This window comes from Halorubrum aethiopicum (assembly GCF_001542905.1).
GTDB classification, from domain to species: Archaea; Halobacteriota; Halobacteria; order Halobacteriales; family Haloferacaceae; genus Halorubrum; species Halorubrum aethiopicum.
In genome coordinates this window covers 2,003,131-2,027,356 of record NZ_LOAJ01000001.1, presented here as the reverse complement: position 1 = coordinate 2,027,356, position 24,226 = coordinate 2,003,131, and the positions used below count along the sequence as shown (strand labels likewise).

The window sequence follows — 24,226 nt, the reverse complement described above, 5'->3', positions numbered from 1 at the left end:
GGCCGACGCCGATCAGGTTTACTCGGGACAAAAGAAATCTTTTGGTGACGCGGGTTCTCGGATCCGGTATGAAGGCGATCGCCGCGCACGAGGACGGAACCGAGCCGGTCGTGATCGAGAAACCGCGTCCGGAGCCGGCGGCGGGCGAGGCGCTCGTCCGCACGCTCCGCGTCGGCGTCGACGGGACCGACCACGAGGTCATCGCCGGCGGCCACGGCGAACGGCCGGACGGCGAGGACCACATCGTCCTCGGACACGAGGCGGTCGGCGTCGTCGAGGACCCGAACGACACGCCCTTCGAGGTCGGCGACGTAGTCGTCCCGACGGTCCGCCGGCCCCCGAACGGCGCGAACGAGTACTTCGCGCGCGGCGAGCCGGACATGGCCCCGGACGGCGAGTACCACGAGCGGGGGATCGTGGGCGCACACGGCTTCATGGCCGAGTACTTCACGAGCCCCGCGGAGTTCCTCGTCGAGATCCCGCCCGAACTCGCCGAGTGGGGCTTCCTCGTCGAGCCCGCCTCGATCACGGAGAAGGCGGTCGAACACGCGTTCGCGAGCCGGTCGGCGTTCCACTGGGAGCCCGACTCGGCGCTCGTGTTGGGCAACGGGTCGCTCGGGCTGCTCACCGTCGCGATGCTGGACTCGACGTTCGACCGGATCTACTGTCTCGGCCGCCGGGAGCGCCCCGACCCGACGATCGACGTCATCGAGTCGCTCGGGGCGACGTACGTGAACTCGAACGACACGCCCGTCTCGGCGGTTCCGGAGGCACACGAGCCGATGGACTTCGTCTACGAGGCGACCGGCCACGCGCCCCACGCCTTCGAGGCGGTCGAGGCGCTCGCGCCCAACGGGGCCGCGGCGCTGCTCGGCGTCCCGGGCGACTGGACGTTCGAGGTCGACGGCGGGCGGATCCACCGCGAGCTCGTCTTACACAACAAGGCGCTCGTGGGCAGCGTCAACTCCGGGTACGAGCACTTCGAGGCGGCCGTCGAGTCGCTGTCGGGGCTCTCCGAGGCGTTCTTGGCCGACCTCGTCACCGGCGTCCACCCCCTCGAGTCGTTCGAGGCCGCCTTCGTGGATGACGACACGACTATTAAAACGGCGGTCGAATTCGCCGCGTATGAAGAACGTTGACGACCTGATCGACAGCGCGGCCGAGCTCGCCGAACACGGGCTTTCGAAGGGCGAGATCGCCGACGAGCTGAACGTCTCGCGCGAGACGGCGAGCTGGCTCGTCGAGCGCGCCGGCGGCAACGACTCGAGCGCGGCGGAGACCGACGCCGACACGACCGCCGACATCCACGTGGACTGGTCGGCGCTCGGCCGCGACTCGACGCGGCTCACCTACGCCGCGAAGGCGATGGCGGACCTGCTGGCGAAGGAGGGCGAGTCGGTCGATCTCACCGTCGGCATCGAGAAGGCCGGCGCGCCGCTCGCGACCGCGGTCGCCCGCGAGCTCGACACCGACCTCGGGACGTACGCCCCGGCGAAACACCAGTGGGAGGAGGGGGACATCGCCGACCACGGCGGGGGCTTCTCCCGGAACTTCGCCGCGATCCGGGACCGCGACTGCTACGTCGTCGACGACATCGTCACCTCGGGGACCACGATGCGCGAGTCGATCGACGCGATCCGCGAACACGGCGGCGAGCCCGTCGCGTGCGTCGTGCTCGTCGACAAGGTCGGCTACGACGACATCGACGGCGTCCCGGTCTACTCGCTCGTCGACGTCGTCAGCGTCGACCGCGAGTGAGGGCGTCGACTGCGAGCCCGATCACGCGTCGCGGGAACGACCGCGACCGGGCCGGCCGGAACCCCTTTGCCTCGTCGCCGCCTATCGGGGCCCATGACGTTCCAGCCCGAAAGCGACGTGGACCCGGACGCGGTGCGCGAGCGAGTCGACGAGGCGATAGCCGAGAACGACGTGGTGCTGTTCATGAAGGGGAACCGCCTGATGCCGCAGTGCGGCTACTCACAGCGGGCGATCGAGCTGATCTCCGGCCACGTCGAGGAGTTCGAGACGGTCGACGTGTTGCCCGCGCTCCCGGCCTACCGCGAGGCGCTCGCCGACCACAGCGGGTGGGAGACGATCCCGCAGACGTTCGTCGACGGCGAGTTCGTCGGCGGCAGCGACGTGCTCGCGGAGCTCGAGGAGCGGGGCGAGCTGGCCGCCGAACTCGGCGTCGAGTAGCCGCGCCGTCGGGCGAACTCGGCGCTCGTCTTCCGCCGCCTCTCGAAGAGTAGCCCATATAAGCCTACGTCACCTAGGTGGGGTAGGTGCAGTCGTTTACCGCCCGCGTCGCGACGACCGGTCCGACCCACACCCACCCCAGTAAACAATGACAGGCCGCGTGTTCCGACTCCATTCGACGCTCGAACTGCCACTCGAAGACGTAGAGGCGTACTTCGACGAAGACCCCGACCTCCCCGCGGAGATCGACGACATCGACATCACGCGTCGAAACAACACACTCATCATCAAGGCCCTGTCCGACGACGAGTCGATCAGCAAGTACACGCCGACCGCCCAGCTGAAGGCGTCGGTGACGGAGACCCGCGTGTACGAGGAGGAACCCCCGCGAGCGGGCGGCCCGCAGTGGATGGACGAGGAGGAGGAGGAGATCCCCTCCGAGCTCGTCGAGTTCGCGTGTTTCAAAGGCGACCGCGAGACCGTGCTCCAGAACACCGCGCTCCAGTACCCGATGTTCCTGGTGCTCCGGGAGCTCGCCACGCGCGCCGAGAAGGGGACGCTCACGGCCATCACGGAGGCCGACGGCGACCTCGAGGCGACCCGGATCGTCGAGGGCGAGTCCCGCCCCGCGAGCATCGAGGTCGTCGAGAGCCCGCAGGGTGCGGGCGACGGCGACGGCGGCGTGAACTGGCGCGACAACGAGTTCATCTCGGACTGAGTCGGGCGGTGTCGTGGCGGTTTTTGGGGCGCAGACCGACCCGCAGTGGCGACGCCGGCATCGAGTCGCTCCCCGCGCTCCGGCCGGCCGCGAACCGCCGGCGCTTTATCGGCGCGAACCCGATCCCGGGTATGACCGACTGGGTGAGCCTCTTTTCGGGCGGCAAGGACTCCTCGTGGGCGCTCTACCGCGCGCTCGAGGAGGGGTTGGACGTCTCGCGACTCCTCACCGTCCACCCCGCCGGCGACTCCTACATGTATCACACGCCGGCGACGCACCTGGCGGAACTCGCCGCCGAGAGCGTCGGGATCGACCTGATCGAGGTCGAGCCGGACGACTTCGGGGCCGACGACGTCGACGACGCGGGCGCCCAGGGCGACGCCGAACTGGAGCCGATGGAGGGCGCGCTCCGCGAACTGGCCGCGGCGGACGGGGTCGACCTCGCGGGCGTCACCGCCGGGGCGGTCGAGAGCGAGTTCCAGACGAGCCGGATCCGCGGAATGTGCGACCGCCTCGGGATCGACCTCTTCGCGCCGCTCTGGGGCGAGGACCCGGTCGAGCTCGCGGAGGCGATGTTCGAGGCCGGCTTCGAGATCCGGATCGTCCAGGTGGCCGCCTACGGCCTCGACGAGTCGTGGCTCGGCCGACGCTACGACGCCGAGGCGCTCGCGGAGCTGCTCGAACTCCGGGAGGAGTACGGCGTCCACCCGCTCGGCGAGGGCGGGGAGTTCGAGACGTACGTGGTCGACGGTCCCCACATGGACCGCCGGATCGACCTCGAGTACGACGCCGTCTGGGAGGGGGACCGCGGCCGCCTCGAGGTGACGGACGCGACGCTCGAGTAGATCCGTCCCCGGGGACCGGTCGGGAACCGAAGAGGAGACCGACGATCCGCCGCCCGCAGGTGTGTCATTTTTTATCACGTGGCTCCTTCGTCGGTGACATGGACTTCGACCGGTACCGGGAGGCGGTCGCTGCGAACCGACGGAAACACGGCTTCGAGGTCGTCGATGAGGGGTTCGACGGCTTCGAGCGGGTCTGGCACGCGAACGAGGAGGATCCCACGGTGGGACACGTCTCCGTCTTCGCCACGGTCGTGGACACGACCGACGACGACGGAGACCTCGTCGCCGCCGCGGACCGGTTCCGGGAGCTGATCGCCGAACTGAGCGACGGAACGGACTCCGCGACGCCGATAGGATACGTCGCGTTCGCGGTCGGGTCGCCCGGCGACGACCTCGTCTCGGCGGCCACCTCCTACACCGTCGCCGAGCGCCGAACGAACGTGTTCCCGCTGGTGTACGACCTCGGGAACGAACGCCTTCACACGCACCCGGTCCCGCGGCTCAAGGGACGCGGGATCTATCGGAGACAGCGCGAGGACGCCGAACGGCTCTTCGACGTGTGAGGTCGGTCGGGACGAAGGCGTCGAAGCCGCGGTCAGGGCCAGTTTCCGCCCTGGTCGTAGGCGTTCACGACCCGTCGGATCGCGACGACGTACGCGGCGGTCCGGAGGTTCGGGAGGTCCTCGCCCTCGTACGCCTCGACGATCCCGTCGAACGCCTCCGTGATGGTGCGTTCGAGCTCCTCGTTGACGCGTTCCTCGGTCCAGTGGAACCGCTGGCGGTTCTGGACCCACTCGAAGTACGAGACGGTGACGCCGCCCGCGTTCGCGAACACGTCGGGGACGACCCACGTCCCGCGCTCGGTGAGCACGTCGTCCGCGCCCGGGGTCAGCGGCCCGTTGGCCGCCTCGACGACCACGTCGGCCTCGAGGTCCGCGGCGAGGTCGGCGTCGACCGCGTTCTCGAGGGCCGCCGGCACGAGGAGATCCACGTCGAGCGTCAACAGCTCCTCGTTGGTGATCGCCTCCGCGTCGCCGTAGCCCGAGACCGATCCCGTCTCCCGCTTGTGCGCTTTGACGCCGCGGGCGTCGAGCCCGTCCGGATCGTGTATCCCGCCGCTCGAGTCCGAGACGGCGACGACGTCCGCGCCGAGGTCCTCGAGGAGCGCGGCCGCGACCGATCCGGCGTTGCCGTACCCCTGGACGGCGACGGTCGCGTTCCGGACGTCGCGGTCGAGCCACTCGAACGTCTCGCGGGCCGCGAGCATCGTCGAGCGACCGGTGGCCTCGACGCGCCCCTCGCTGCCGCCGGAGTCGAGCGCCTTGCCCGTGATCACGCCGGGGGCGGTCGTGTTCTCCAGCGTCTCGTAGGTGTCCTTGATCCAGTTCATCTCCCGCTGGCCGGTGTTCACGTCGGGCGCGGGCACGTCCCGGTCCTCGCCGATGAGCGGGCGGAGCTCCGTCGCGAAGCTCCGGGTCAGCCGCTCAAGCTCGTCGGCCGAGTAGTCGGCCGGGTCGATCGCGACGCCGCCCTTCCCCCCGCCGTAGGGGACGTCGACGACGGCGCACTTGTACGCCATCCAGCCGGAGAGCGCCTTCACCTCGTCGCGGGTGACGCCGGGGTGATACCGGATCCCGCCCTTGTAGGGGCCGCGGTCGCCGTTGAACTGCGAGCGATAGGCGCGCACGGTCTCGAGCGAGCCGTCGTCGCGCTCGAACGTCAGGTTCGTCTCCAGCACTCGCTCGGGGTTCTTCAGGCGCGTGAGGACCCCGTCGTCGGCGTCGATGTACGCTGCCGCGTCGTCGATCTGCTCTTTCAGGCTCTCGTAGGGGTTCGCCTCGTCGCTCATACCCGAACGTCCCTACCGCGTGAGTTAACGGTGGCGGCTGCGCCCGCGGTCGCGACCGCGCCCCGGTCAGCGGTCCCCGTCGTCCCGAAGTCCGGCCGCCTCGGCGCGCTCGAGCACGCGTTCCGCCTGCGCGACGAGCGGCGCGTCGATCATCTCGCCGTCGACCTCGAAGACGCCGCGGTCCTCCCGGGCCGCCGCGTCGCGGGCGTCGAGCACTCGCTCGGCCCACGCGATCTCGTCGCTCCCCGGCGTGAACGCCTCGTTGATCGGCGCGACCTGGTCCGGGTGGATCGCCAGCTTCCCGTCGTACCCGAGCGTGGCCGCGAACTCGGTCGTCTCGCGGAGGCCCGTCTCGTCGGCGAAGTCGGTGTGGACGGTGTCGAGCGAGTCGACGCCCGCCGCGCTGGCCGCGAGGACGACGTGCTCGCGGGCGTAGAGCACCTCGGTCCCCTCGGCGGTCCGCGTCGCGCCGAGGTCGGCGGCGAGGTCCTCCGCGCCGAAGACGAGCGCCGTCGTCGCCCCCGCACCCGCGATCTCTCGAGCCGCGAGAACGCCCTCGGCGGTCTCGACGAGCGCAAAGACGACCGGGTCGAGCCCGCGGGCCACACAGAGGTCGGCGACGCGCTCGACCTCGGCGGAGCCCTCGACCTTCGGGAGCATGACCGCGTCGAGCCGGAGCTCGCCTCCCCCGTTCGACCCGCCGCCGTCACCGACGAGCGCGTCGAGATCGGCCTCGGGGTCGTCCGCGGTCAGGCGCACGCACACCTCCGCGTCGGGGTCGAAGGCGGGGTCAGAGAGGACCGATCGCACCGCCGCGCGAGCCTCCCCTTTCCGGGCCGGCGCGACCGCGTCCTCCAGGTCGAAACAGAGGACGTCCGCGTCCGTCTCGGCCGCCTTCCGCAGCAGTTCCGGTCGGTCGCCCGGCGAGAACAGGAGGCTCCGTCGAGGCATGTCGACCGCTCCTCGCCGGGACGCATTAAATCGGTCGCGGGCGACAGCGATATGTGGACGCCCGTGGAGGGGTTCGGCATGACGGGACGCTACTACGAGGAGTTCGAGGTCGGCGAGACGATCGAACACCGGCGGCGGCGGACGGTGAGCGAGGCCGACAACCAGCGCTTCTGTGACATGACGATGAACCAGCAGCCGCTCCACCTCGATTCGTCGTTCGCCGCCGACACGCAGTTCGGCGAACGGCTCGTCAACGGCCTCTACACGATGTCGCTGGCGGTCGGGATCTCGATCCCCGAGACGACCGACGGAACGATCGTCGCCAACCTCTCGTACGACGACGTGGAACACCCGAATCCCGTCTTTCACGGCGACACGATCCGGGCGCGGTCGACGGTGGTCGACAAACGCGAGACGAGCGACGGCGAACGCGGGATCGTCACCATGCGCGTCGAGGCGTTCAAGGTGGGAGGAGAGGGGGAGGACGATGACGGGGGAGACAGCGGCGGAAACGATGGTGACGACGATGGTGGCGACGATGACGGTGACGACGACGGCCACGACGACGTCCTCGTCTGTTCGTTCGAGCGGACCGCGCTCTCGTTGAAACGACCGGAGGGGGACGACGGCGCGGAGAGCGTCGACGCCTAACCGTCCGAGAGAAGCAGCCCGAGATACGACGTACGGACCTGGTCGTCCGCGTCGAGTCCCAGCCTCGCGAGCGTCTCGGTCGCGGCCTCCCGAGTCGGACCGATCGCCTCCTCGGCGTCGACCTCGCGTTCGATCTCCACGAACTCGCCGACCCGGTCGACGGCGTCGAGCGCGACGGTGAACCCCTCGAAGTGCCAGTACTCGCGCCGCTTCTCGACGGTCGCGGCGGGGTCGAACCCGAGACCGTCGAGGATCCCCGATATCGCCTCGCCGTCCGCCACGCCGGTCTCGTGTTCCGCGCGGGTCTTCGACCCGTCGTCCAGCAGGGGCCCCTTGTAGGTGAGCCGGATCGACTCCCCGCCGTCCGCCGTTTCGTCGTTCGAAGCCGGTCCCTCGACCACCGTCTCCCTTCGGACCCGCAGCGCCTCGTCGGTCTCGGCGAACTCCCGGTGGGGCGCGTCGTAGTAGACGTCGCGCTGTCGGCGGGTTTCGCCGGGATCGGCGTCGAGCTCGCGGAGCCGACCTCGGACGGTCTCGAGGTCCGCCGGGACCTTGATCTCGACCTCGTACATACGTCCGCGTCGCCGGCGGCCGTCAAAAGGGCGACGGGACGTTCCGACCCGAACCGTGCGCCTTAAGAGTGTAACGGGTGATGTTCCGCTATGAGCGATCAGGAGCAGGCGGACGCGGCCGAGAGCGCCGAAGAGGCCGACGCCGAACCGGAGACCGAGGACGCCGGACTCGCCGACGGCGACTTCGTTCGGCTCGCGTACACCATTCGGACGGCCGACGACGGCGACGTCATCGACACGACCGACGAGGCGGTCGCCGAGGAGGCCGAGATCGACACTGAGGAGTACGAGTTCGAGCCCCGGATCGTCGCGCTCGGCGCCGGCCACGTCTTCCCCTCCGTCGAGGAGGAACTGATCGGGAAGTCCGTGGGCGATAAAGGGACGGTCGACGTGCCCGCAGACGACGCCTTCGGCGAGTACGACCCCGACGAGGTCGAGACGGTCAAGGCCGACAAGATCCCCGAGGACAGCCGCTACCCCGGCGCGCAGGTCCAGATCGACAACCGCCAGGGCCACCTCGAGACGATCATCGGCGGCCGCGCCCGCGTCGACTTCAACCACCCGCTGGCCGGCGAGGACCTCGAGTACGAGTACGAGGTGCTCGAGGTCATCGAGGACCGCGAACAGAAGGCCGCCGGCATGCTCGGGATGTACCTCCAGGACGCGCCCGAGGTCCGGATCGAGACCGTCGTCGAGGAGGAGGAGAGCGTCACGGAGGACGACGACGGCGAGGAGGTCGTCGAGACCGAGGAGGTCGAGAAGGACGTGCTCTACGTCACGGCGACGCAGGCGATGCAGATGAACCAGCAGTGGATGTTCCAGAAACAGCAGATCGCCCAGGACCTCATGGGCCGTCTCGACCTCGACCGCGTCGTCGTCGAGGAGGTCATCGAGGGCGGCGGCATGGGCGGTCTCGGCGGCATGATGGGCGGCATGGGCGGCGGCGGTGCCGGCGACATCGAGGAGGCGCTCGAGGACATCGACGTCGACGCCGACGAGATCGCGGACGAACTCGACGACGAACTCGACGAGGAGTAACCGCCCGTCGACGACGCGTCGAATCGATCCCCTCGGCTCTCGAGAGACCGGCCGACCCGCGGAACGAACCGATCCTTTTGCGTACTCCCGCGTCCAGGCTCGAGTATGGAGATCGAACGGGCACGCGAGGACGTTCTCGTCGCGGCCAGCGCGGGCCTTTCCACCGTCGCCGTCGCCCTCCTCTCGAGGGTCGTCTCGGGGATCGCCGTTGGGACGCTGCCCGCGCTCGCGCCGCTCGCCGTCTACCTCGCGTACCTCTTCACTCGGAAGGGCGGACCGTACGGATCGATCGACACGCCGCGGAACTGGGCGGTCCTCGCGGTCGCCGTCGGGATCGTCGTGCTCGCGATCGGGGCGACCGGGGCGATCTGAGCGGGTCGGCCGTCCCGACCGCGGGCGACGGCTCTCCTCGCGCGACCCCGTCACCGGCGACGCTCGTCACGCGACCCCGCCGTCGGCGACTCCTCGGGGTGGATCCGTCGATACCGACACCCGTCACGCGATGTCGCGGCTCGTGTCGACGGAGACGGTGTCGGTGAGCTTGAGCTTGACCGGCTCCTCGAGGGCCGCCCCGCCGCGGAACTTCGGCACCGCGAGGCGGTTCTCGATGGCGGTCCCCGTGACCACGGTCCGGAGGTCGAAGACGACGTCCGCGACCTGCTCCGTGACGACGCGGTTTCGGGACCGCTCGCCGCCGGTCTCGAGCGCGTGGAGCACGGCCGTCGCGTCCGTCTCCTCGATTCGGTCGCCGAGGTCCGAAAGCAGCGATCGGTACCTGAGAGGGGAGGCGTCCTCGAGCGGCTCCGCGGAGTCGACGATCAGCGTTCCGTCGTCGGGAACGGCGGGGAGAAACCCGCGCGCGTCCTCGATCGGGTCCTCGCCGTCGACGGCCTCGACGACGGGATCGCCGGTCTCGACGGACGACTCGGAGAGGCCGCTCTCGACCGCTTCGGCCGACCGGACGGTCGTGAGATACAGCGTCTCCCGGACGCCCGCGAAGGTGTTCAAGAACAGCTCGGACTGGCTGGCCGGGTCGGCCGTCAACGCCACCACGCTCCCGGCGGGGAGCCCGCCGTCGAGCTCCCTGTCCAACACCGGGATCCCGGTCGGCAGCCGCTCCATGCGCGCAACTGACTCGCGTGGACGTTTGGCTCTGTCGATGGCGGAGACGCGACGGCCGCCCGACGCCCCGCGTCGGCGTCGGTTCACGCGATCCGCCACCGGTCGCCGCGGTCGTACGTCTCGACGAGCGCCGCCGCGGCCGCGTCGTACGCCGCCTCGACCGACGCGGCCGCGAGCGGCACGGGGAACGTCGGCGGGACGCGTCCGAGCACCGGACAGCCGAACAGGTCGGAGACCGCGTCCGGGACCGACCGTGCGCGGGTGACGACGATCCCGAGCGGCGGGCAGTCGAGCCGCCGAGCGATCGCCGCGGTCTTCACCGCGTCCCGGAGCGCCGGGCGGTGGAGCGACGTCACCAACACGCACCGGTCGGCCGCGCGAAGCGGGGCCGCCACGTCCGGCGACGCGCCCGCCGGGCAGTCGAGGAGGAGCGGGGTGTCCTCGGGAACCACGTCGTCGAGGTCGTCGAGGACGGTCGCCGCGTCGTGTTCTCGTGGCTCCTCCGGCGCGTCGAGCACGACCGGTACGCGGCGATCGACCGGGACCGGGCGTTCCCCGCGCGCGACCCGCGTGACGGTCGGGCGGTCACCCGATCCGGGCGCTCCTCGATCCGGGCTCGTCTCGGGGGTCGCGGCCGGCTCCCCGGTCTCCTCCGCCAGTTCCGCCAGGTTCGGGAGGTCCCAGTCCGCGTCCGCGGCGACGACAGGCGCGCCGCGCCGCGAGAGCGCCCGCGCGAGCCCCACGGTCGTCGTCGTCTTTCCGCTTCCGCCCTTTCCGCCGGCGACGGCTATCACGCGACTGGATGTGCCGCTATCCGGGATAAAGGGACGGTCGAGGTCGGAATCGACGGGCGGATCGGCGCGATCAGTCCTGACAGCAGCCGCCCGCCTCGCCGCCGAAGTCGACGGCGAGCGGCTCCGAGATGGCCTCGTTGACCGACTCGAGGCGGTCGGAGAGTGCGTCCTGCGCGTCGAGGAACTCGCTCATGGCGGGCATGGAGTGAAGCTCCTCCTGGGCGTTCTGGACGCGGTGGAGATCTGACTGCGTCGCGTCGCCGGTCTGGCGCGCCTGCATGAACTCGGCGCGGATCCGCTCGAACTCGTCGATCCGTTCCTGGACGTCCTCGTCCCGTTGAACCGCCTCGCGTGCCTCCTCGAAGCGCTCGTATTCGGGGGTGGCGGCGATCCGCTTGCCGAGTTCGCGTCCGAGCTCCTCGATGGGGGCCTGTTCGACGCTCATGGCTCCCGTTACGGGGCGATCGGTTTCAACCTGCCGGAGCGGGCGGATCGCGCGCCCGCCGGCCCTCTCCGGGACGAGCCGTCCGCGCGGACACGAGGCTTTTGACCGATCGCGTCCAACGGACGACCATGTCCGACGAGCCGGCGGAGAACATCAGCGGCGGTCCGGACGGCGGCGGCGAGCCCGACGAGTTCGTGCCGGGCGACGGCGACTCCCGCGCCGAGGCGGTCGTGGACGCGCTCGGCGAGCTGTACTGGCGGAAGGCGTACGGCGGCCGCGACGGCTTCGAGTGTCTCGTCCGGACGATCCTCTCACAGAACACCTCCGACAAGGCGAGCCAGCCGGCACACGACTCGCTGATGGATCGGTACGGGCCGGCCGACCGGCTGGCCGAGGCGCTCGCGGACGCCGACCGAGACGAGCTCGCCGAGACGATCGCCTCCGCGGGACTGTACAACCGGAAGTCGGAGGTCATCGGCGAGGCGGCCGCGTGGGCGCTCCGGGAGTTCGGCTCAACCGAGGCGTTCGACCGGTTCGTCGCCGACGGCGACCCGAGCGAGGTCCGCGAGACGCTGTTGTCCGTCGACGGGGTCGGCCCGAAGACGGCGGACTGCGTCCTCCTCTTCGCCGGCGGCCGGGGCGGCGTCTTTCCCGTCGACACCCACGTCCACCGGATCGCCCGACGGATGGGGTTGGCCCCGGCCGACGCAGACCACGAGGCGGTCCGCGAGGCGATCGAGGCCGAGGTTCCTCCCGAGAAGTGCGGTTTCGGACATACGGCGATGATACAGTTCGGTCGGGAGTATTGTACTGCCCGCAAGCCTGCTTGTCTCGATGACCCCGAGGCGTGCCCGCTGTACGACCTGTGTGACCGGGTCGGGATCGACGAGTTCGACGGCACCGTCGTCGACCCGGCCGAGACGGCCGTGGCCGGCGACGACTGACGTCCCGGCCGGGACGTGAGGCCGATCGATCGGCGAAACGGCGGAGCGAGGACGCTTCCGACCCACCAAGCACTTACCGCGTCCCCGACGACCGACGGGCATGTCGACCACTGACCGTTCGAACGCGACGCGCGACCTCGCCGTCGGCGCGGCCGGCGGCGTCGCGGCGTACGTCCTCGGCTACCTGATCGTGTTCGTGACACAGCGCGGGCGGGTCGGCGAGTCGCTTCGCGGGATCAACTTCGTCGCCGAGCTGATCGGCGGGGACCCGATCCCGGCGTGGAAGGCGGTTGGGTGGGTGTTCTACAACGCACACGTCGTCGCCACGCAGGTGCCGACCCCGCTCGGCGGGACGCAAGTGGTGAACTTCATCGCCGAGTCGGACGCCGGCTCGCTCGCGGCGATGTACCTCGTTCCGCCCGTCCTCCTGCTCGTCGCCGGCCTCCTCGCCGGGCGGCTCGCGGGCGTCACCGAACCGATCGAGGGAGGCCGGGCCGGGGGATTCGTCGTGGCCGGCTACCTCCCGCTCGCGCTCGCGGGCGTGCTCGTCTTCGGCTACTCGATCGGCGATGGCTCCATCGCACCGATCCTCCCGACGGCCGGTCTGCTCGCGGGGATCGTCTATCCCGCGGTCTTCGGTGCCATAGGCGGCGCGGCCGCGACGCTGCTCGCGGACGGGTAGAGGTCGAAGAGAGAGCCGGAGAGCCGGACCGCTCGCTCGGGCGTCAGTACGCCCCGTCCTCGGGGTCGAACCGGTCGCCGTACTCCCGAACGGGGTCGACGGGCCGCCCCTCGTCGGTCTCCGGCGCGACGTAGTCGATGAACGACTCGACGTCCGGCTCCCGGACCCGAACCTCGACGTCGATGTCGCCGAGCTCGTCGGGGTCGCCGACGGCGAAGTTGACTATTCCCTCGAAGGCCGCCTGTTTCTTCAACGCGAAGTCGAAGCCGTCCTCCGTCGAGTTGCGCAGGAACACCCGGCGGGCGGTGTCGAGGATCTCCTGTTCGTGGAGCACGTCGGAGAAGGCGTCGAGCGTGTGCGTCTCCGCGACGAGGCGGCCGTCCTCGTGGGTCGGCTCGGCGTCGGGGAACACGTTCCGCACCGCGTCGGCGACGCGGTCGGTCACCTCGGTGTCGTTCACCGGCGCGACGATCCGGACGTCGACGCTGTAGATCACCGGCGACCACCGCCCGCGGGCTCGGCGTTCGACCCGGTCGCTCCCGACCCCGTTCCGGCGTCCACGTCGAGCACCTCGCGGACCCGCTCGCGGAACGCCTCGAGGGTCCCGGTGTTGTCGATCTCGACGTCGGCGCGCTCCAGCGTCTCGCCGAGTCCGAGGGCGATCTCGCGCTCGTCGCGCTCGCGGAGCGCCTCGAGGTCGGAGTCGGAGTCGTCGCGGCCGCGCTCGCCCAGCCGCTCGGCGCGGAGTTCGAAGGGCGCGTGGACCGCCACGAGCGTGAAGCCGTCGCCGAACGCCTCGCGGAAGCGCTCGAGTTCGACCGTGGAGCGGAGGCCGTCGACGAGCACCGTGTCGGCGTCGCTCTCGGCGGCCGCGGCACGGATCCGGGGGATCGTCCGGGCGGCGATGGCGTCGTCGCCCTCCTCCTCGCGGAGGAGTCTGGCGATCCGTCCGTGGTGTTCGGCCGGGTCGAGCCCCCGTTCGCGACACTCCTCGCGGATCACGTCGCCCATGACGACGACCGGGACGCCGGCCGCCTCGGCGACGTTCGCCGCCTCGCCCTTGCCGCTGCCGGGGAGGCCGACGGTTCCGATGACGTTCATTACCGGGAGTACCGGCGTCGCGGACTTAGGCTTGCTGTTGCGGGGTCGACGCCGGCGCGGCGGCGTGAACCACGACGGTTTTTACCCGCCCGCCCGGATAGTCGGGGCGAGGGCACGTAGCTCAGCCAGGATAGAGCGTCGGACTTCTAATCCGACGGTCGTGGGTTCGAATCCCACTGTGCCCGTTCAGTTCCTTCACGACGATCCCGCCGTGTTCGTTATGCCTGGGTAGTGTCGTCGAACCGACTCGAACAACGTATTTATCGGTCGGTCGCGTCATCGCCCGTCATGAACCCTCCAGCACGACTCCTCGCCCGACAGCGGACGGTCGCCGTCCTCGTGACCGGCGCGCTGCTGGCGCTCGGAATCGCCCTCTACCCAGCCCTTCCGGACCGGATGGCGATCCACTGGAACGCCGCCGGCGAGCCGGACAACGTCGTCTCGAAGCCGGTCGCGATCCTGGCGATGCCGGCGGTCGTCGTGTTCATGAGCGTGCTGTTCGAGGTCTCGAGCACCGACGTCGGCGAGCGGATCGTCGGATCGCTGGCGATGCTCCTGCTTCTCGTCGTTCAGGTGATGGTGTTCGGGGCAAACCTGGGGTACCCCGTGCCGATCGTCCCGATCACGCTGGCGCTGGCCGGCGGAATGGTGGCCGTGGCGGTCTGGGTCGAGACGAGGTAGCCGTCTGCCGATCAACGACTCCCGGATCCACGCCGCGACCCGCCAGACCGACGGATCCGCCGTAGTCGTTCCTCCCAACGTCCGTGGTGTTCCGCTCTACGCCCCGGACGAAGCGGTGAACCGAAGTCGATACTCGTAGTACTCGTCGGCGTACAGTATCGTCCCCGAGCCGCGTTCGGCGTCGCTGAAGGCGTCCTTCTCGACGTTACCGTCGAGGTAGGCGCGCTCGTGAAGCGTTTTCAACACGCTCCGGAACGCCTCGGAGTACGGATGCGTCTCGTCGTACCCCTCTCCACGCGCCGACCGAAGGACCTCCGTTTCCTCCGTGGAGAGCGCGTCGCGGGCGATCCGCGCGTCGACGAACTTGGCCCGGAGGATCGCCTCCATTCGTTCCGGACTCGTCGCGACGGGTTCCACGGTCGCGCGGTACACCGGCTCGTGGAACCGCTCTTCGGCGACTTCGATCTCGTACTCCGTCTCGCGGTAGACGACGCGGTCGGGACCGTCATCGGACAGGATCCGGCTCGTTTCGACGGCCTCCTCGGGGCGGTACACGTAGCCGCCGCGCCGTACCAGCCCCCACGGGACGCCGCCCTCGTTGCCGCGGGCTCGGGCGGCCATATGTGCGATCTCGACGGCTCGTTGGTCGCTTCGGGGAAGTTCCTCGGCCGCGACCGCGTCGGTCTCGGTATCGGCGGTCTCAGTACCGGCGGTGTCGGTCCCGGCGTCGCCGTCGTCGATGCGGGTTCCGTCCCGGAGTCTGAGGACGGGACGGGTCTCGACGGCCTCGTCGACCACGACCGACCCGAGCAGACGGTAGGTCCCCTCCTCCCTGACGTACGTGGGGTCGTCGGGCGTCGAGAAGAACGGCCTTCGGTACTGCGTCGTGTACGTCGACCCCTCGAGCGTCGTCCGGAATGCCTCCTCGGCGTCCGGCGGGCGGGCGTCGGCGAGGTCGATCACGTATCGCTCCCGGAGCGAATCCTCCAGGGGAGACAGGGAGAGACGGAGCGAGCGATCGCCGGATCCGTCGGTTTCGCCCGCCCCGTCCCCGACCGAACCGAACGGGCCGAGACAGCCCGCGGCCGCGACGGCCGCGGTCGCGCACCCGGCACCCAACAATCGTCGTCTGGTCGTCGACTGCCGTGCCATACGTGAGGGGCGTCCGGACCGAGTAAAGACGTTGGTATGGCTCAAACGGCGACTTGTCTCTGCGTCCGCGGGCGTGGGTTCCGGATTCGTCGAGCGGACCGGCCCCGTGCGCGCCGGTGGTCTTATGCCCGTACCCGCGACATCGCTCGTATGGACGACACCCCGGTCGCGATCGTGACGGCGGCGGGAAGCGGCATCGGCGAGGCCTGCGCGCGGCGGCTGAACGACGACGGCTACCTCCCGGTGTTGCTCTCTCCCTCCGGCAGCGCCGTCGACGTCGCGGACGACCTCGGCGGCGACGGCTACGAGGGGTCGGTGACCGAGCCCGACGACCTGGCGGCGCTCGTCGAGACGACCCACGAGCGCTACGGCCGGATCGACGCCGTGGTGAACAACACGGGCCACCCGCCCTCCGGCGATCTGCTGGAGATCTCCGACGAGGAGTGGTACGAGGGGATGGACCTGGTGTTGATGAACACGGTCCGGATGGCCCGGCTGGTCACGCCGATCATGGAGGAGCAGGGTGAGGGAGCGATCGTGAACGTCTCGACCTTTTCGGCGTTCGAGCCATCGCTCGACTTCCCCGTCTCCTCCGTCCTGCGGGCCGGCCTCGGGAGCTACACGAAACTGTACGCCGACCGGTACGCGTCGGCGGGGATCCGGATGAACAGCGTCCTTCCCGGCTTCGCCGACAGCTACGACGTCGACGAGGAGACGAAGGCGGAGATCCCGATGGGGCGGGCCGCCCGAACCGAGGAGATCGCGGACGCGGTCGCGTACCTGCTCTCGGAGGAGTCGAGTTATATCACCGGCCAGAACCTCCGCGTCGACGGCGGGATCACGTCGTCGGTGTAGGCGATCGATCGGGGATCGCGGAGCGTTGACGCGGTACTACGCTGATCGAAACTCGTCGTTTCCGGCGCAGTGAACGCCGCCAAAGCCCCAGTCGCGATTCCCGCGAGCGTGAGCGAGCGGGAATCGCGACTGCCCCTTTGAGTCCCACCCAGCACAGCGCCGCACCTCACGCCTCCCCAGCCTCGTCAGTCGCCGCCGGCGACTGACTCCCTCGTGCGGTCTGCTCGCGCCCTTGCGGGCGCTCGCAGGCGCACGCCACCGCACTGATTGATCAATCACTGATCGCACCTGATCTCTGATCACTGATCACTGATCGCACTGGTCTCGTTGCGGAAGCGATCCGTGTCGGCAGGAAAGCCTCAGTCCGCGACGCTCGGGGTTCCGAGGTACTCCTCGTTGATCTCGTACTCGCCGTCGTCGTTCTCGATCAGGTACTCGCCGTAGTAGGGGACGCGGTTGGCGACGACCGCCTCGAACGTCTCCGCGATCTCCTCGCGGCTCATCTCGCCCATCGACCGGAGGTCGTCGTTGCGGTTGAGACACCCCTTCAGGTACCCCTCGTGGGTGACGCGGACGCGCCCGCAGTTGGCACAGAACTCCTCGTTCTCGACGGGGTCGACGATCTCGACCATCCCGCCGCCCTCGCCGGGCGCGTCCTCGCCGACGAAGTACCGCTTCCGGTCGTGCATCTCGCGGCGCTCGACCCGGTCGGCCGTCTCGGCGAGCCAGTCGTGGACGCGCCCGATGTCGACGTTCCACTCGGGCTTGCCCGTCAATTCGGGCATGTACTCGATGAGCTGGAGCTGGAGCCCCTCGTTTTCGGCGACGTGCTCGACCATCTCCTCCACGTATCCCGCGGTATGGGTGAACACCACCATGTTGAGTTTCACGGGGTCGAGTCCGGCGTCGACGGCGGCCTTGACGCCCTCGAGCACCCGTTCGTACGCGCCCGACTTCGTCACCTCCGCGAAGTCGTCGGGGTCGAGCGCGTCCTGCGAGACGTTGACGCGGTCGAGCCCCGCCGCCTTCAGGTCCTCGACGCGTCCGGGCAGGAACGTCCCGTTCGTCGTCATCGAGACCTCCATCGAGTCGGGGGTGCGCTCGATGATCTCCTCTAGGTCCTGGCGCAACATGGGCTCGCCGCCGGTGAACTTCACCGAGTCGACGCCGTACCCCTCGACGACCTCCAGGAAGCGGACCACGTCGTCGGCGCTCATCTCGTCCTCGCTGGGCTCCATCGGGCCGCGCGTGTCGCCGAGACCCTCGTTGTGACAGTAGATACAGTCGAAGTTACACCGGTCGGTGAGCGAGACTCGCACGCCCGTCACCTCCCGTCCGAAGTCGTCCGCGAGCGGCTCGGCCATACCACCAGATACCCGCACGAACGTTTAAACATCCGGGTCGATCCGGCCGCTGCGTAACTTCACGACGTTACGCTCCGCCGCGATCGTGGTCGTGGCCGCCGTCGCGATCGCCGGCCGGCCACGTCTCGCCGGCGTACGCCATCTCCCAGAACGCCGCCTCGAGGCGGGCGCTCGTGAGGAACGCCTCGCGCATCGCGTCGCGGTGGCCGGGGTACGACTCGGCGTACCCGTCGAGGAGGTCGCGCATCGAGGCGGTCTCGGCGCGGAACTCGTCGCTCGTGTACGTCTCGATGAACGGCGTGTACCGGTGGTCGCCCTCGGCGAGTTCGGCCATGTGGTCGGCCACGTCGAGGTAGCCCTTCATACACGGGAACAGCGCGGCGACGGCGACGGGGACGGGCCGGTCGTGGGCCGTCCGGACGAGAAAGCTCGTGTACGCCTCGCAGGTCGGGGCCTTCGCCGTCTCCCGGAGGTCCTCCTCCGTGACGCCGTACTCGGCCGCGAAGGACCGGTGGAGGTCGAGCTCCTCGTTCAACACGGCGTCGGCCCCGCCGAGCAGCGTCGCCATCGCGGCCTCCTCGCGTGCCTTCGCGCCGGCGACCGCGTACGCCCTGGCGTAATCGAGGAGGTAGCGGTAGTCCTGTTCGAGCCACCGTCGAAACGCGGCCTCCGCGAGGTCGCCGGCCGCGAGTTCACGCACGAAGGGATGCTCGAACTGTACCGCCCAGATCTCCGATCCCGCGTCGAGGAGCGTATCGCTGAAGACCATGGGATCGCGTTCGGGCGAGCTGTGATAAGTCTGTGGTAAAACTTGGTTATACGATCGATACCGCGCCGACGCGTGGACGCCGCGGCGGAGGCCGTCACGGGATCCGAACGGTGAGCCCGTCGACGGCGACCCGCACCTCGCCGTCGAAGCCCGCCTCCCGGACGCTCGCTTCCATCTCGGCCTCGCGCCCGCCGGTGTGCGGGTAGAGGTGCGAGAGCAGCAGCGTCCCGACGTCGACGTCCGCGAGCGACTCCCCGAGCGACGCCGGCGTCGGGTGGTTCGAGACCTCGGTTCCGTCCGGGAACGAGCAGTCGTGGACGAGCACGTCGCTGCCGTCCGCGAAGCGCGCGAGCCCCGCGAACGCCTCGGAGTCGCCCGAGAGCGTGAGCGGGCCGTCCGCGGGGTCGGCCTCGCGACTCGGCGGCGAGAACCGGTACGCGAGACATCGCATGGAGTGGCGCGTCTCGCGGCCGACGACGTCGAACCCGCCCGCGGTAAAGGACCGGCCGGCCGGCACCTCCCGGAGCGAGAGGTCGATCCGCCCGTCGAGGTAGTCGTGGACGTCGAACAGACCGTCGACGAGCGCCTTGGTCCCGGTCGGACCGACGACCTCGAGGTGCTCCTCGCCCGCCAGCCACCGCGCCTTCACGAGCGGGAGGAGCGCGGCGACGTGGTCGAGGTGGTGGTGCGTCAGGAGGACGGTCGAGACCCCCTCGTAGCCGGGGTCGGTGTCGGCGAGCCGCTGGAGCACGCCGCTGCCGCAGTCGACGAGCAGCGACCGGTCGGCGTCGCCGTCCGAGTCCTCGAGGAGGTATCCCGACTGGACCCGGTCGGGAACCGGCATCGCGCTCCCGCTGCCGAGGACGGTGAGTTCCATGCGTGGCCCTTCATCGCCGCGGGCAAATACGTTGAGGACCGGAACCGCCTACTTGATCAGGAACACGGGTACCGTCGAGTCGTCGGTGACGCGGTCGGAGACGCTCCCGAGCGACTGGATCCGCTCGCGGGGCGACTTCCCCTCCGGACTCATCACGATCACGTCGATCCCGGCCTCCTCCGCGTAGGCGACGATCTCTGTGTCCGGGGTCCCGTGTTCCACGTGCGTCTCGACGGCGAGTCCGGCCTCCCGCGCGCGCTCCGCGACCGCCTCGACGGCGGCCTCGCCCTGCGATTCGAGGTCCGCGACCACCTCCTCGTGGAGGTCGCTCGAACTCGCGTTCGCCACCCGACGGTCCACGACGTACAGCGCGTGAACGGTCGCGCCGTGATCGCTCGCCAGCGGGATCGCGTGATCGAGCGCGCGGTCGACCGCCTCGCTGCCGTCGGTCGGAACCAGGATGTCGTCGTACATACGCGACCGTTCGCGGGGGAGGGGAATAAGAATGGGGTCGGGTCCTCACCGCGTGGGGTTTCCCGTCGTCGATCGGTCGGTTCCCGACCGGTCGGACCCCTACTCCGCCCGCCAGGGACCGCCGATCTCCTCGCGCGTCGACGACTCCGCCTCCCCGCCCCTGAAGACGCTCACGCGACCGGTCTCCTCGCTCAGGGTGACGGTGGCGATCACCTCGGGCCGGACCGACGTCTCGATCGCGCTCATGTGTCGCGACCCCATCCACGGCTCGTAGGCGATGTCGTCGGCGAGGTCGGCCTCCCCGCTTCGGGTTCCGAGATCCCGGAACCGGACCATCTGCGATTCGACCTCGCCGTCGACGGCGACGACGATCCCGCCGTCACACTCGAGGCTCACCGACTCCGCCGCCTCGACGAACGCGTCCTCCTCGAAGACGGAGCGACAGCGGTCCCGCGGCCACCGATTGTCGCCCATGGCGTCCGCGTACGAGCCGTACTCGCGGTCGGCCACGACGGCGAAGTACAGCCCCGGCCCCTTCACGTGGGGCTCTCCCCACCCGTCGAAGTCGACGCTCACGTGTTCCGCACAGAACGTCAACCGGTCTATCACCTCCCGAACGCGCTCGTGAGTGCCGTACTCGATGGCGAGACTACTCATCGGTCCTCCGTTCGAAACCCGTCTCGTCGCCGACGACCGTCTCCATGTCTCAAGGATGGACGGCCCGCATATAAGGGGTTTCGAGTCGGAGCCGCGGGCGACGCCGCCGACCCGACCGGTCCGGGCTCACGGCCGCAACAGGCCGGCGTCGAACCGGTCCGTCGCGAGGAGTCCGAGGCCGAACGCGACCGCGACGAGCGCGGGGAGGACGTTGCCGAATCGGACGTTGATCCCGCCCCAGAGGATCACGAAGCTCACCATGTCGTCGAGCATGAACTCGCAGTCCGCCAGCCGCTCGCGGACGGCGTCCGTCTCGAACGCGCGATCCAGCGTGAACACGGCGACGACCGCCGACAACACCCAGCCGGCGTAGTTGGAGAGCGGCACGCCGTAGAACGCGCCGCCGCCGAACGTCCAGAAGCCGACGGCGACCGCGCCGGGGTCCAACACCACGTCCATCGCGACCACGGTCGCGCTCACGGCGACGAGCCGGACCGCGGTGCTCGAGGCTCGCCCGCCGAGGAGCAGCAGACAGAGCAGGTAGGCGTTGACCACGAGCGGGATGAAGAAGACCGGCAGCGCGAGGGGAACACCACCGAGCATCGGGCCGAGGTCGATCGCGTACTCGAAGCTACCGTAGGGCCACCCCGTCGCGACCCCGACGCTCTCGATGGCGTAGGTGTACGCGACGAGGACGCCGAGCCAGCCGGCCGCCCGCCGGTCGAGGAGCGGGAGGACGCCGACGGCGAGCGGCGACCGCATCACGCAGACGCCGAACAGCACGAACCAAGGGTGGAAGGCGAACGGCTCGGGGATCCACCCCTCCGCGCTCCCGACGAGCGTGACCGCGCCGACCGCCGGGAACAACACGGCGATGGTGAACCGGTTGTCGCGGACGATCCCGTCGAGAAGGCGCTCGGCCCCCTCGCGGGTGTTCGGTAGCCGGTCGCGGACGGTGCCCGACTCGGAACCCGCGGACGTCTCCGGGCTCGCGTCCGTCGTCGAGGGAGCGTCGTCGCTCATCCGAGGACCTCCCAGACGGGATACACCCGCCAGAGCCCGCCCATCGCGAGCAGCGTCCCGACCGCGGTGTTGAGCGCGGGGAACCACCAGTAGGCGCGGTCGACGGGGACGGCGGAGACCGACACCCACGCCACGAAGACGGGATAGACCCCGAGAAGCGCGCCGATCCGGGCGTCGACCGCGGTGAACGAGAGCGCGGCGGCGGCCCAGCAGACGAGACAGTAGGCGTAGGTTCGCGACTCGCCGAGCAGGGTCGCGGTCGTCCGGATCCCGGCCTCGCGGTCGGGCTCGATGTCGGGGATCGCGGAGAACGTGTGCATCCCCATCGTCCACAGCCACGCGCCCGCGAGCGCGGCGGTCGGCGGGACCGCCCCGGCGACCGTCGCGTACGCGGCCGCCCCGGGGAGGATATAGAGCCCGTTCGAGACGGAGTCGGCGAACGGGGTCGTCTTGAACCGCAGCGGCGGCGCGCTGTACCCCGCGGCGAGGACGAGGAAGCCGGCGAGGAAGGGCCACGCGACCCGTGGCGTGATCGCGAACGTCCCGGCCCCGAGGACCGCCGAGACGACCACGGCGGCGAGCGCGAGCCGGTTCCCCCGCCAGCGGGCCTCCCGGTCGTCCTTCTTCGGGTTGTGTTCGTCCACGTCGGCGTCGAAGAGGTCGTTGACGCCGTAGAGGAACACGTTGGCCGGGACGAGGAAGTAGCCGGCGAGCGCGACCGTCGTCGGCGTGAACAACCCCCCTACCCCGTCGATGCCGTACGTGACCCCGACCGCGACGGGGCCGGCGAGGTAGAGCCAGAAGCGCGGCCGCGAGAGCACGAGCAGGTACCGGAGGTGGTCGGCGAGGTCGGCCGCCCCGTCGCCGGCGCGGTCGAGGGTGGTCCCGTCGCCGGCGCTGTCGGCGTCGTCTCCGACCTCGTCGCCCGCGGCGTCGGAACCGGTCACGGATCCGGGATCGTGTCCGCGATCCGTTCCGCGGTCAGTCCGCCGCTTATCAGACACATCGGGACGCCGATGCCGGGCGTCGTGGTCGCGCCGGTGAAGTAGAGCCCGTCGACCGCGTTCGATCGGTGCGGCGGTCGGAACAGCGACGTCTGCCGCAGGGTGTGTGCGAGCCCGAGCGCGCTCCCGTCGTAGCTGTTGTAGCGGTCCGCGAAGTCCTCGACGCAGAACGTCTCCTCGAAGACGATCCGGTCGCGCAGCTCCGTCCCGGTGTTCTCCGCGATGTCGTCGAGCACGACCTCGCGGTACTCCTCGCGCAGTTCCGGGGTGTCCTCCAGACCGGGCGCGATGGGGACGAGCGCGAAGAGGTTGCTGTGCCCGTCGGGGGCGACCGTCTCGTCGGTCTTCGAGGGGACACAGAGGTAGTAGGCGGGGTCCTCGGGCCAGGCGGGGTCGTCGAATATCTGCGCGAAGTGCTCCTCCCACCGCGTGGGCAACACCAGGGTGTGGTGGGCGAGCTCCGGCACGTCGCCCTCGACGCCGAGGTACAGGAGGAACGCCGAGGGCGCGAACGTCCGCGACTCCCAGTACTCCTCCGTGTACTGGCGTTTCCGCTCCGGCAACAGCGCCTGCTCGGTGTGCGCGTAGTCCGCGTTCGAGACGACGACGTCGGATAGATAGCGGTCGCCGCCCGCGGTGTCGACCGCGAACGCGCCGTAGCGTCCCTCGATCCCCGTGACCTCCGCGTCGACGGCGAACTCGACGCCGAGCTCCTCCGCCAGCTCGACGATGCCGTCGACGACCGCGCCGATCCCGCCGTCGGGGTAGTAGACGCCCATGTTGAAATCGACGTGGCTCATCAGGTTGTACAGCGCGGGCGTGTTGGTCGGCGATCCGCCGAGAAAGACCAGCGTGTACTGCATCAGCTGCTGGAGCTTCGGGTGATCGAAGTACCCCTCGACGTGTCCCTGCATCTTGCCGAGCAGCGAGAGCCCCCAGGAGTAGCGCAACACGTCGCGGTCGACGTAGTCGCGCAGGCGGGGCCGGTCCTCGTAGACGAAGTGTTCCATCCCGATCTCGTAGGTGCGTTCGGCCTCCTCGAGGTAGGCGTCGAGCGCGTCGCCCGCGCCGGGCTCGTACGCCTCGAACAGCTCCCGGTTGTGCTCCATGTCGGGGAGCACGTCGACCCGGTCGCCGTCCTTCCAGAACACGCGGTAGTGGGGGTCGAGGTGGGTGAGCGTGTAGTACTCCTCGGGCGAGCGATCGAAGTGGCCGAAGAAGCGCTCGAAGACGTCGGGCATGAGGTACCACGAGGGCCCCATGTCGAAGCGGAACCCCTCGGCCTCGAGGCGGCTCGCGCGCCCGCCGAGCTGTTCGTTCTTCTCGAGGAGGGTGACGTCCGCGCCGGCGTCGGCGAGGTAACAGGCCGTCGAGAGGCCGCCGAAGCCGCCGCCGATCACGACGACGGACTCGCCGGCCACGGCGTCGGTGTCGGGGGCCGCGTCCATATCCGATCCTCGGA

Annotated in this window: 30 protein-coding genes and 1 tRNA gene; 14 read left to right on the top strand and 17 right to left on the bottom strand. The window is 69.9% G+C overall.

Annotated features, from left to right (window positions below; translation table 11 throughout):
• Positions 1 to 68 precede the first annotated feature (68 nt).
• From AXA68_RS09620 to AXA68_RS09595, 6 genes are all read left to right on the top strand, one after another.
• Positions 69 to 1,139, top strand: coding sequence for a glucose 1-dehydrogenase (locus AXA68_RS09620; RefSeq protein ID WP_066415881.1), 1,071 nt, complete (start codon positions 69 to 71; stop codon positions 1,137 to 1,139).
• Positions 1,126 to 1,758 carry a transcriptional regulator GfcR gene (gene gfcR / locus AXA68_RS09615; protein ID WP_066415873.1) on the top strand — a complete coding sequence of 211 codons (633 nt, stop codon included), beginning with the start codon at positions 1,126 to 1,128 and terminating at the stop codon, positions 1,756 to 1,758. Before AXA68_RS09620 ends, gfcR begins: the two co-directional genes overlap by 14 nt.
• 93 nt (positions 1,759 to 1,851) lie before the next feature.
• Positions 1,852 to 2,196 (top strand): glutaredoxin family protein, encoded by a 345-nt coding sequence (locus AXA68_RS09610; RefSeq protein ID WP_066415871.1) that lies wholly within the window; start codon positions 1,852 to 1,854, stop codon positions 2,194 to 2,196.
• A 148-nt stretch (positions 2,197 to 2,344) separates the two neighbouring features.
• Positions 2,345 to 2,914, top strand: a complete 570-nt coding sequence (locus AXA68_RS09605) for a DUF7110 family protein (protein WP_066415869.1) — start codon at positions 2,345 to 2,347, stop codon at positions 2,912 to 2,914.
• A 131-nt stretch (positions 2,915 to 3,045) separates the two neighbouring features.
• Positions 3,046 to 3,759 carry a diphthine--ammonia ligase gene (locus AXA68_RS09600; protein WP_066415868.1) on the top strand — a complete coding sequence of 238 codons (714 nt, stop codon included), beginning with the start codon at positions 3,046 to 3,048 and terminating at the stop codon, positions 3,757 to 3,759.
• Between the two features lie 98 nt (positions 3,760 to 3,857).
• Positions 3,858 to 4,322, top strand: a complete 465-nt coding sequence (locus AXA68_RS09595) for a hypothetical protein (RefSeq protein WP_066415866.1) — start codon at positions 3,858 to 3,860, stop codon at positions 4,320 to 4,322.
• Between the two features lie 32 nt (positions 4,323 to 4,354).
• Here AXA68_RS09595 and AXA68_RS09590 read toward each other — a convergent pair whose 3' ends face one another.
• Together AXA68_RS09590 and AXA68_RS09585 are read right to left on the bottom strand one after the other, a co-directional pair.
• A complete protein-coding gene (locus AXA68_RS09590) occupies positions 4,355 to 5,608 on the bottom strand; it encodes a Glu/Leu/Phe/Val family dehydrogenase (protein WP_066415863.1) in 1,254 nt (417 codons plus the stop codon).
• Positions 5,609 to 5,674: 66 nt separating this feature from the next.
• The gene (locus AXA68_RS09585; protein WP_066415861.1) at positions 5,675 to 6,559 is read right to left on the bottom strand and encodes an HpcH/HpaI aldolase/citrate lyase family protein; all 885 of its coding nucleotides are present in this window, start codon (positions 6,557 to 6,559) and stop codon (positions 5,675 to 5,677) included.
• 78 nt (positions 6,560 to 6,637) lie between these two features.
• On the opposite strand from AXA68_RS09585, the gene AXA68_RS09580 reads away from it, so the two are divergent.
• On the top strand, positions 6,638 to 7,210 hold the full coding sequence (locus tag AXA68_RS09580; RefSeq protein ID WP_066418506.1) for a MaoC family dehydratase: 573 nt from the start codon (positions 6,638 to 6,640) through the stop codon (positions 7,208 to 7,210).
• Here AXA68_RS09580 and cyaB read toward each other — a convergent pair.
• Positions 7,207 to 7,782, bottom strand: coding sequence for a class IV adenylate cyclase (gene cyaB / locus AXA68_RS09575; RefSeq protein WP_066415859.1), 576 nt, complete (start codon positions 7,780 to 7,782; stop codon positions 7,207 to 7,209). The two genes, AXA68_RS09580 and cyaB, sit on opposite strands and share 4 nt — an antisense overlap.
• Before the next feature lie 90 nt (positions 7,783 to 7,872).
• Here cyaB and AXA68_RS09570 point away from each other — a divergent pair, with 90 nt between their 5' ends.
• Positions 7,873 to 8,820 carry an FKBP-type peptidyl-prolyl cis-trans isomerase gene (locus tag AXA68_RS09570; protein ID WP_066415857.1) on the top strand — a complete coding sequence of 316 codons (948 nt, stop codon included), beginning with the start codon at positions 7,873 to 7,875 and terminating at the stop codon, positions 8,818 to 8,820.
• A gap of 105 nt (positions 8,821 to 8,925) precedes the next feature.
• Positions 8,926 to 9,192 (top strand): hypothetical protein, encoded by a 267-nt coding sequence (locus AXA68_RS09565; RefSeq protein ID WP_066415855.1) that lies wholly within the window; start codon positions 8,926 to 8,928, stop codon positions 9,190 to 9,192.
• A gap of 123 nt (positions 9,193 to 9,315) precedes the next feature.
• Here AXA68_RS09565 and AXA68_RS09560 read toward each other — a convergent pair whose 3' ends face one another.
• The 3 genes from AXA68_RS09560 to AXA68_RS09550 form a co-directional block, all read right to left on the bottom strand.
• Entirely contained in the window at positions 9,316 to 9,942 is a 627-nt protein-coding gene (locus tag AXA68_RS09560; protein WP_066415853.1) for an RAD55 family ATPase, read from the bottom strand.
• Between the two features lie 83 nt (positions 9,943 to 10,025).
• Positions 10,026 to 10,736: a MinD/ParA family ATP-binding protein gene (locus tag AXA68_RS09555; protein WP_066415851.1), complete on the bottom strand. Its 711-nt coding sequence runs from the start codon at positions 10,734 to 10,736 to the stop codon at positions 10,026 to 10,028.
• Positions 10,737 to 10,806: 70 nt separating this feature from the next.
• Positions 10,807 to 11,181, bottom strand: coding sequence for a YlbF family regulator (locus AXA68_RS09550; RefSeq protein WP_066415849.1), 375 nt, complete (start codon positions 11,179 to 11,181; stop codon positions 10,807 to 10,809).
• Positions 11,182 to 11,309: 128 nt separating this feature from the next.
• Here AXA68_RS09550 and AXA68_RS09545 point away from each other — a divergent pair, with 128 nt between their 5' ends.
• Positions 11,310 to 12,125 carry an endonuclease III domain-containing protein gene (locus tag AXA68_RS09545; RefSeq protein ID WP_066415848.1) on the top strand — a complete coding sequence of 272 codons (816 nt, stop codon included), beginning with the start codon at positions 11,310 to 11,312 and terminating at the stop codon, positions 12,123 to 12,125.
• 100 nt (positions 12,126 to 12,225) lie between these two features.
• Positions 12,226 to 12,807 carry a transporter gene (locus tag AXA68_RS09540; RefSeq protein WP_066415847.1) on the top strand — a complete coding sequence of 194 codons (582 nt, stop codon included), beginning with the start codon at positions 12,226 to 12,228 and terminating at the stop codon, positions 12,805 to 12,807.
• 43 nt (positions 12,808 to 12,850) lie between these two features.
• Here AXA68_RS09540 and AXA68_RS09535 read toward each other — a convergent pair whose 3' ends face one another.
• Positions 12,851 to 13,303 carry an RNA-binding domain-containing protein gene (locus AXA68_RS09535; protein WP_066415846.1) on the bottom strand — a complete coding sequence of 151 codons (453 nt, stop codon included), beginning with the start codon at positions 13,301 to 13,303 and terminating at the stop codon, positions 12,851 to 12,853.
• The gene (locus AXA68_RS09530) at positions 13,300 to 13,908 is read right to left on the bottom strand and encodes an AAA family ATPase (RefSeq protein ID WP_066415844.1); all 609 of its coding nucleotides are present in this window, start codon (positions 13,906 to 13,908) and stop codon (positions 13,300 to 13,302) included. Before AXA68_RS09530 ends, AXA68_RS09535 begins: the two co-directional genes overlap by 4 nt.
• A gap of 110 nt (positions 13,909 to 14,018) precedes the next feature.
• On the opposite strand from AXA68_RS09530, the gene AXA68_RS09525 reads away from it, so the two are divergent.
• Positions 14,019 to 14,093, top strand: a tRNA-Arg gene (locus AXA68_RS09525).
• A 103-nt stretch (positions 14,094 to 14,196) separates the two neighbouring features.
• Positions 14,197 to 14,589: a DUF1648 domain-containing protein gene (locus AXA68_RS09520; RefSeq protein ID WP_066415841.1), complete on the top strand. Its 393-nt coding sequence runs from the start codon at positions 14,197 to 14,199 to the stop codon at positions 14,587 to 14,589.
• Positions 14,590 to 14,685: 96 nt separating this feature from the next.
• Here the strand turns inward: AXA68_RS09520 and AXA68_RS09515 are convergent, their stop codons facing one another.
• Entirely contained in the window at positions 14,686 to 15,741 is a 1,056-nt protein-coding gene (locus AXA68_RS09515) for a hypothetical protein (RefSeq protein ID WP_066415839.1), read from the bottom strand.
• Positions 15,742 to 15,891: 150 nt separating this feature from the next.
• On the opposite strand from AXA68_RS09515, the gene AXA68_RS09510 reads away from it, so the two are divergent.
• On the top strand, positions 15,892 to 16,596 hold the full coding sequence (locus tag AXA68_RS09510) for an SDR family oxidoreductase (RefSeq protein ID WP_066415836.1): 705 nt from the start codon (positions 15,892 to 15,894) through the stop codon (positions 16,594 to 16,596).
• 359 nt (positions 16,597 to 16,955) lie between these two features.
• On the opposite strand, the gene moaA is transcribed toward AXA68_RS09510, so the two are convergent.
• The 8 genes from moaA to AXA68_RS09470 form a co-directional block, all read right to left on the bottom strand.
• Entirely contained in the window at positions 16,956 to 17,960 is a 1,005-nt protein-coding gene (gene moaA, locus AXA68_RS09505; RefSeq protein ID WP_066415829.1) for a GTP 3',8-cyclase MoaA, read from the bottom strand.
• A 67-nt stretch (positions 17,961 to 18,027) separates the two neighbouring features.
• Entirely contained in the window at positions 18,028 to 18,729 is a 702-nt protein-coding gene (gene tenA, locus AXA68_RS09500; RefSeq protein WP_066415825.1) for a thiaminase II, read from the bottom strand.
• Positions 18,730 to 18,823: 94 nt separating this feature from the next.
• Positions 18,824 to 19,606 carry an MBL fold metallo-hydrolase gene (locus AXA68_RS09495; protein ID WP_066415822.1) on the bottom strand — a complete coding sequence of 261 codons (783 nt, stop codon included), beginning with the start codon at positions 19,604 to 19,606 and terminating at the stop codon, positions 18,824 to 18,826.
• A 48-nt stretch (positions 19,607 to 19,654) separates the two neighbouring features.
• Positions 19,655 to 20,080, bottom strand: a complete 426-nt coding sequence (locus AXA68_RS09490; protein ID WP_066415820.1) for a universal stress protein — start codon at positions 20,078 to 20,080, stop codon at positions 19,655 to 19,657.
• 99 nt (positions 20,081 to 20,179) lie between these two features.
• A complete protein-coding gene (locus AXA68_RS09485; RefSeq protein ID WP_066415818.1) occupies positions 20,180 to 20,737 on the bottom strand; it encodes a diadenylate cyclase in 558 nt (185 codons plus the stop codon).
• A gap of 126 nt (positions 20,738 to 20,863) precedes the next feature.
• The gene (cruF, locus tag AXA68_RS09480) at positions 20,864 to 21,760 is read right to left on the bottom strand and encodes a bisanhydrobacterioruberin hydratase (RefSeq protein WP_066415816.1); all 897 of its coding nucleotides are present in this window, start codon (positions 21,758 to 21,760) and stop codon (positions 20,864 to 20,866) included.
• A complete protein-coding gene (locus AXA68_RS09475) occupies positions 21,757 to 22,707 on the bottom strand; it encodes a prenyltransferase (protein ID WP_066415813.1) in 951 nt (316 codons plus the stop codon). The genes cruF and AXA68_RS09475 overlap by 4 nt, the downstream gene beginning before the upstream one ends.
• Positions 22,704 to 24,212 carry a phytoene desaturase family protein gene (locus AXA68_RS09470; RefSeq protein WP_066415811.1) on the bottom strand — a complete coding sequence of 503 codons (1,509 nt, stop codon included), beginning with the start codon at positions 24,210 to 24,212 and terminating at the stop codon, positions 22,704 to 22,706. The genes AXA68_RS09475 and AXA68_RS09470 overlap by 4 nt, the downstream gene beginning before the upstream one ends.
• Between the last annotated feature and the right edge of the window lie 14 nt (positions 24,213 to 24,226).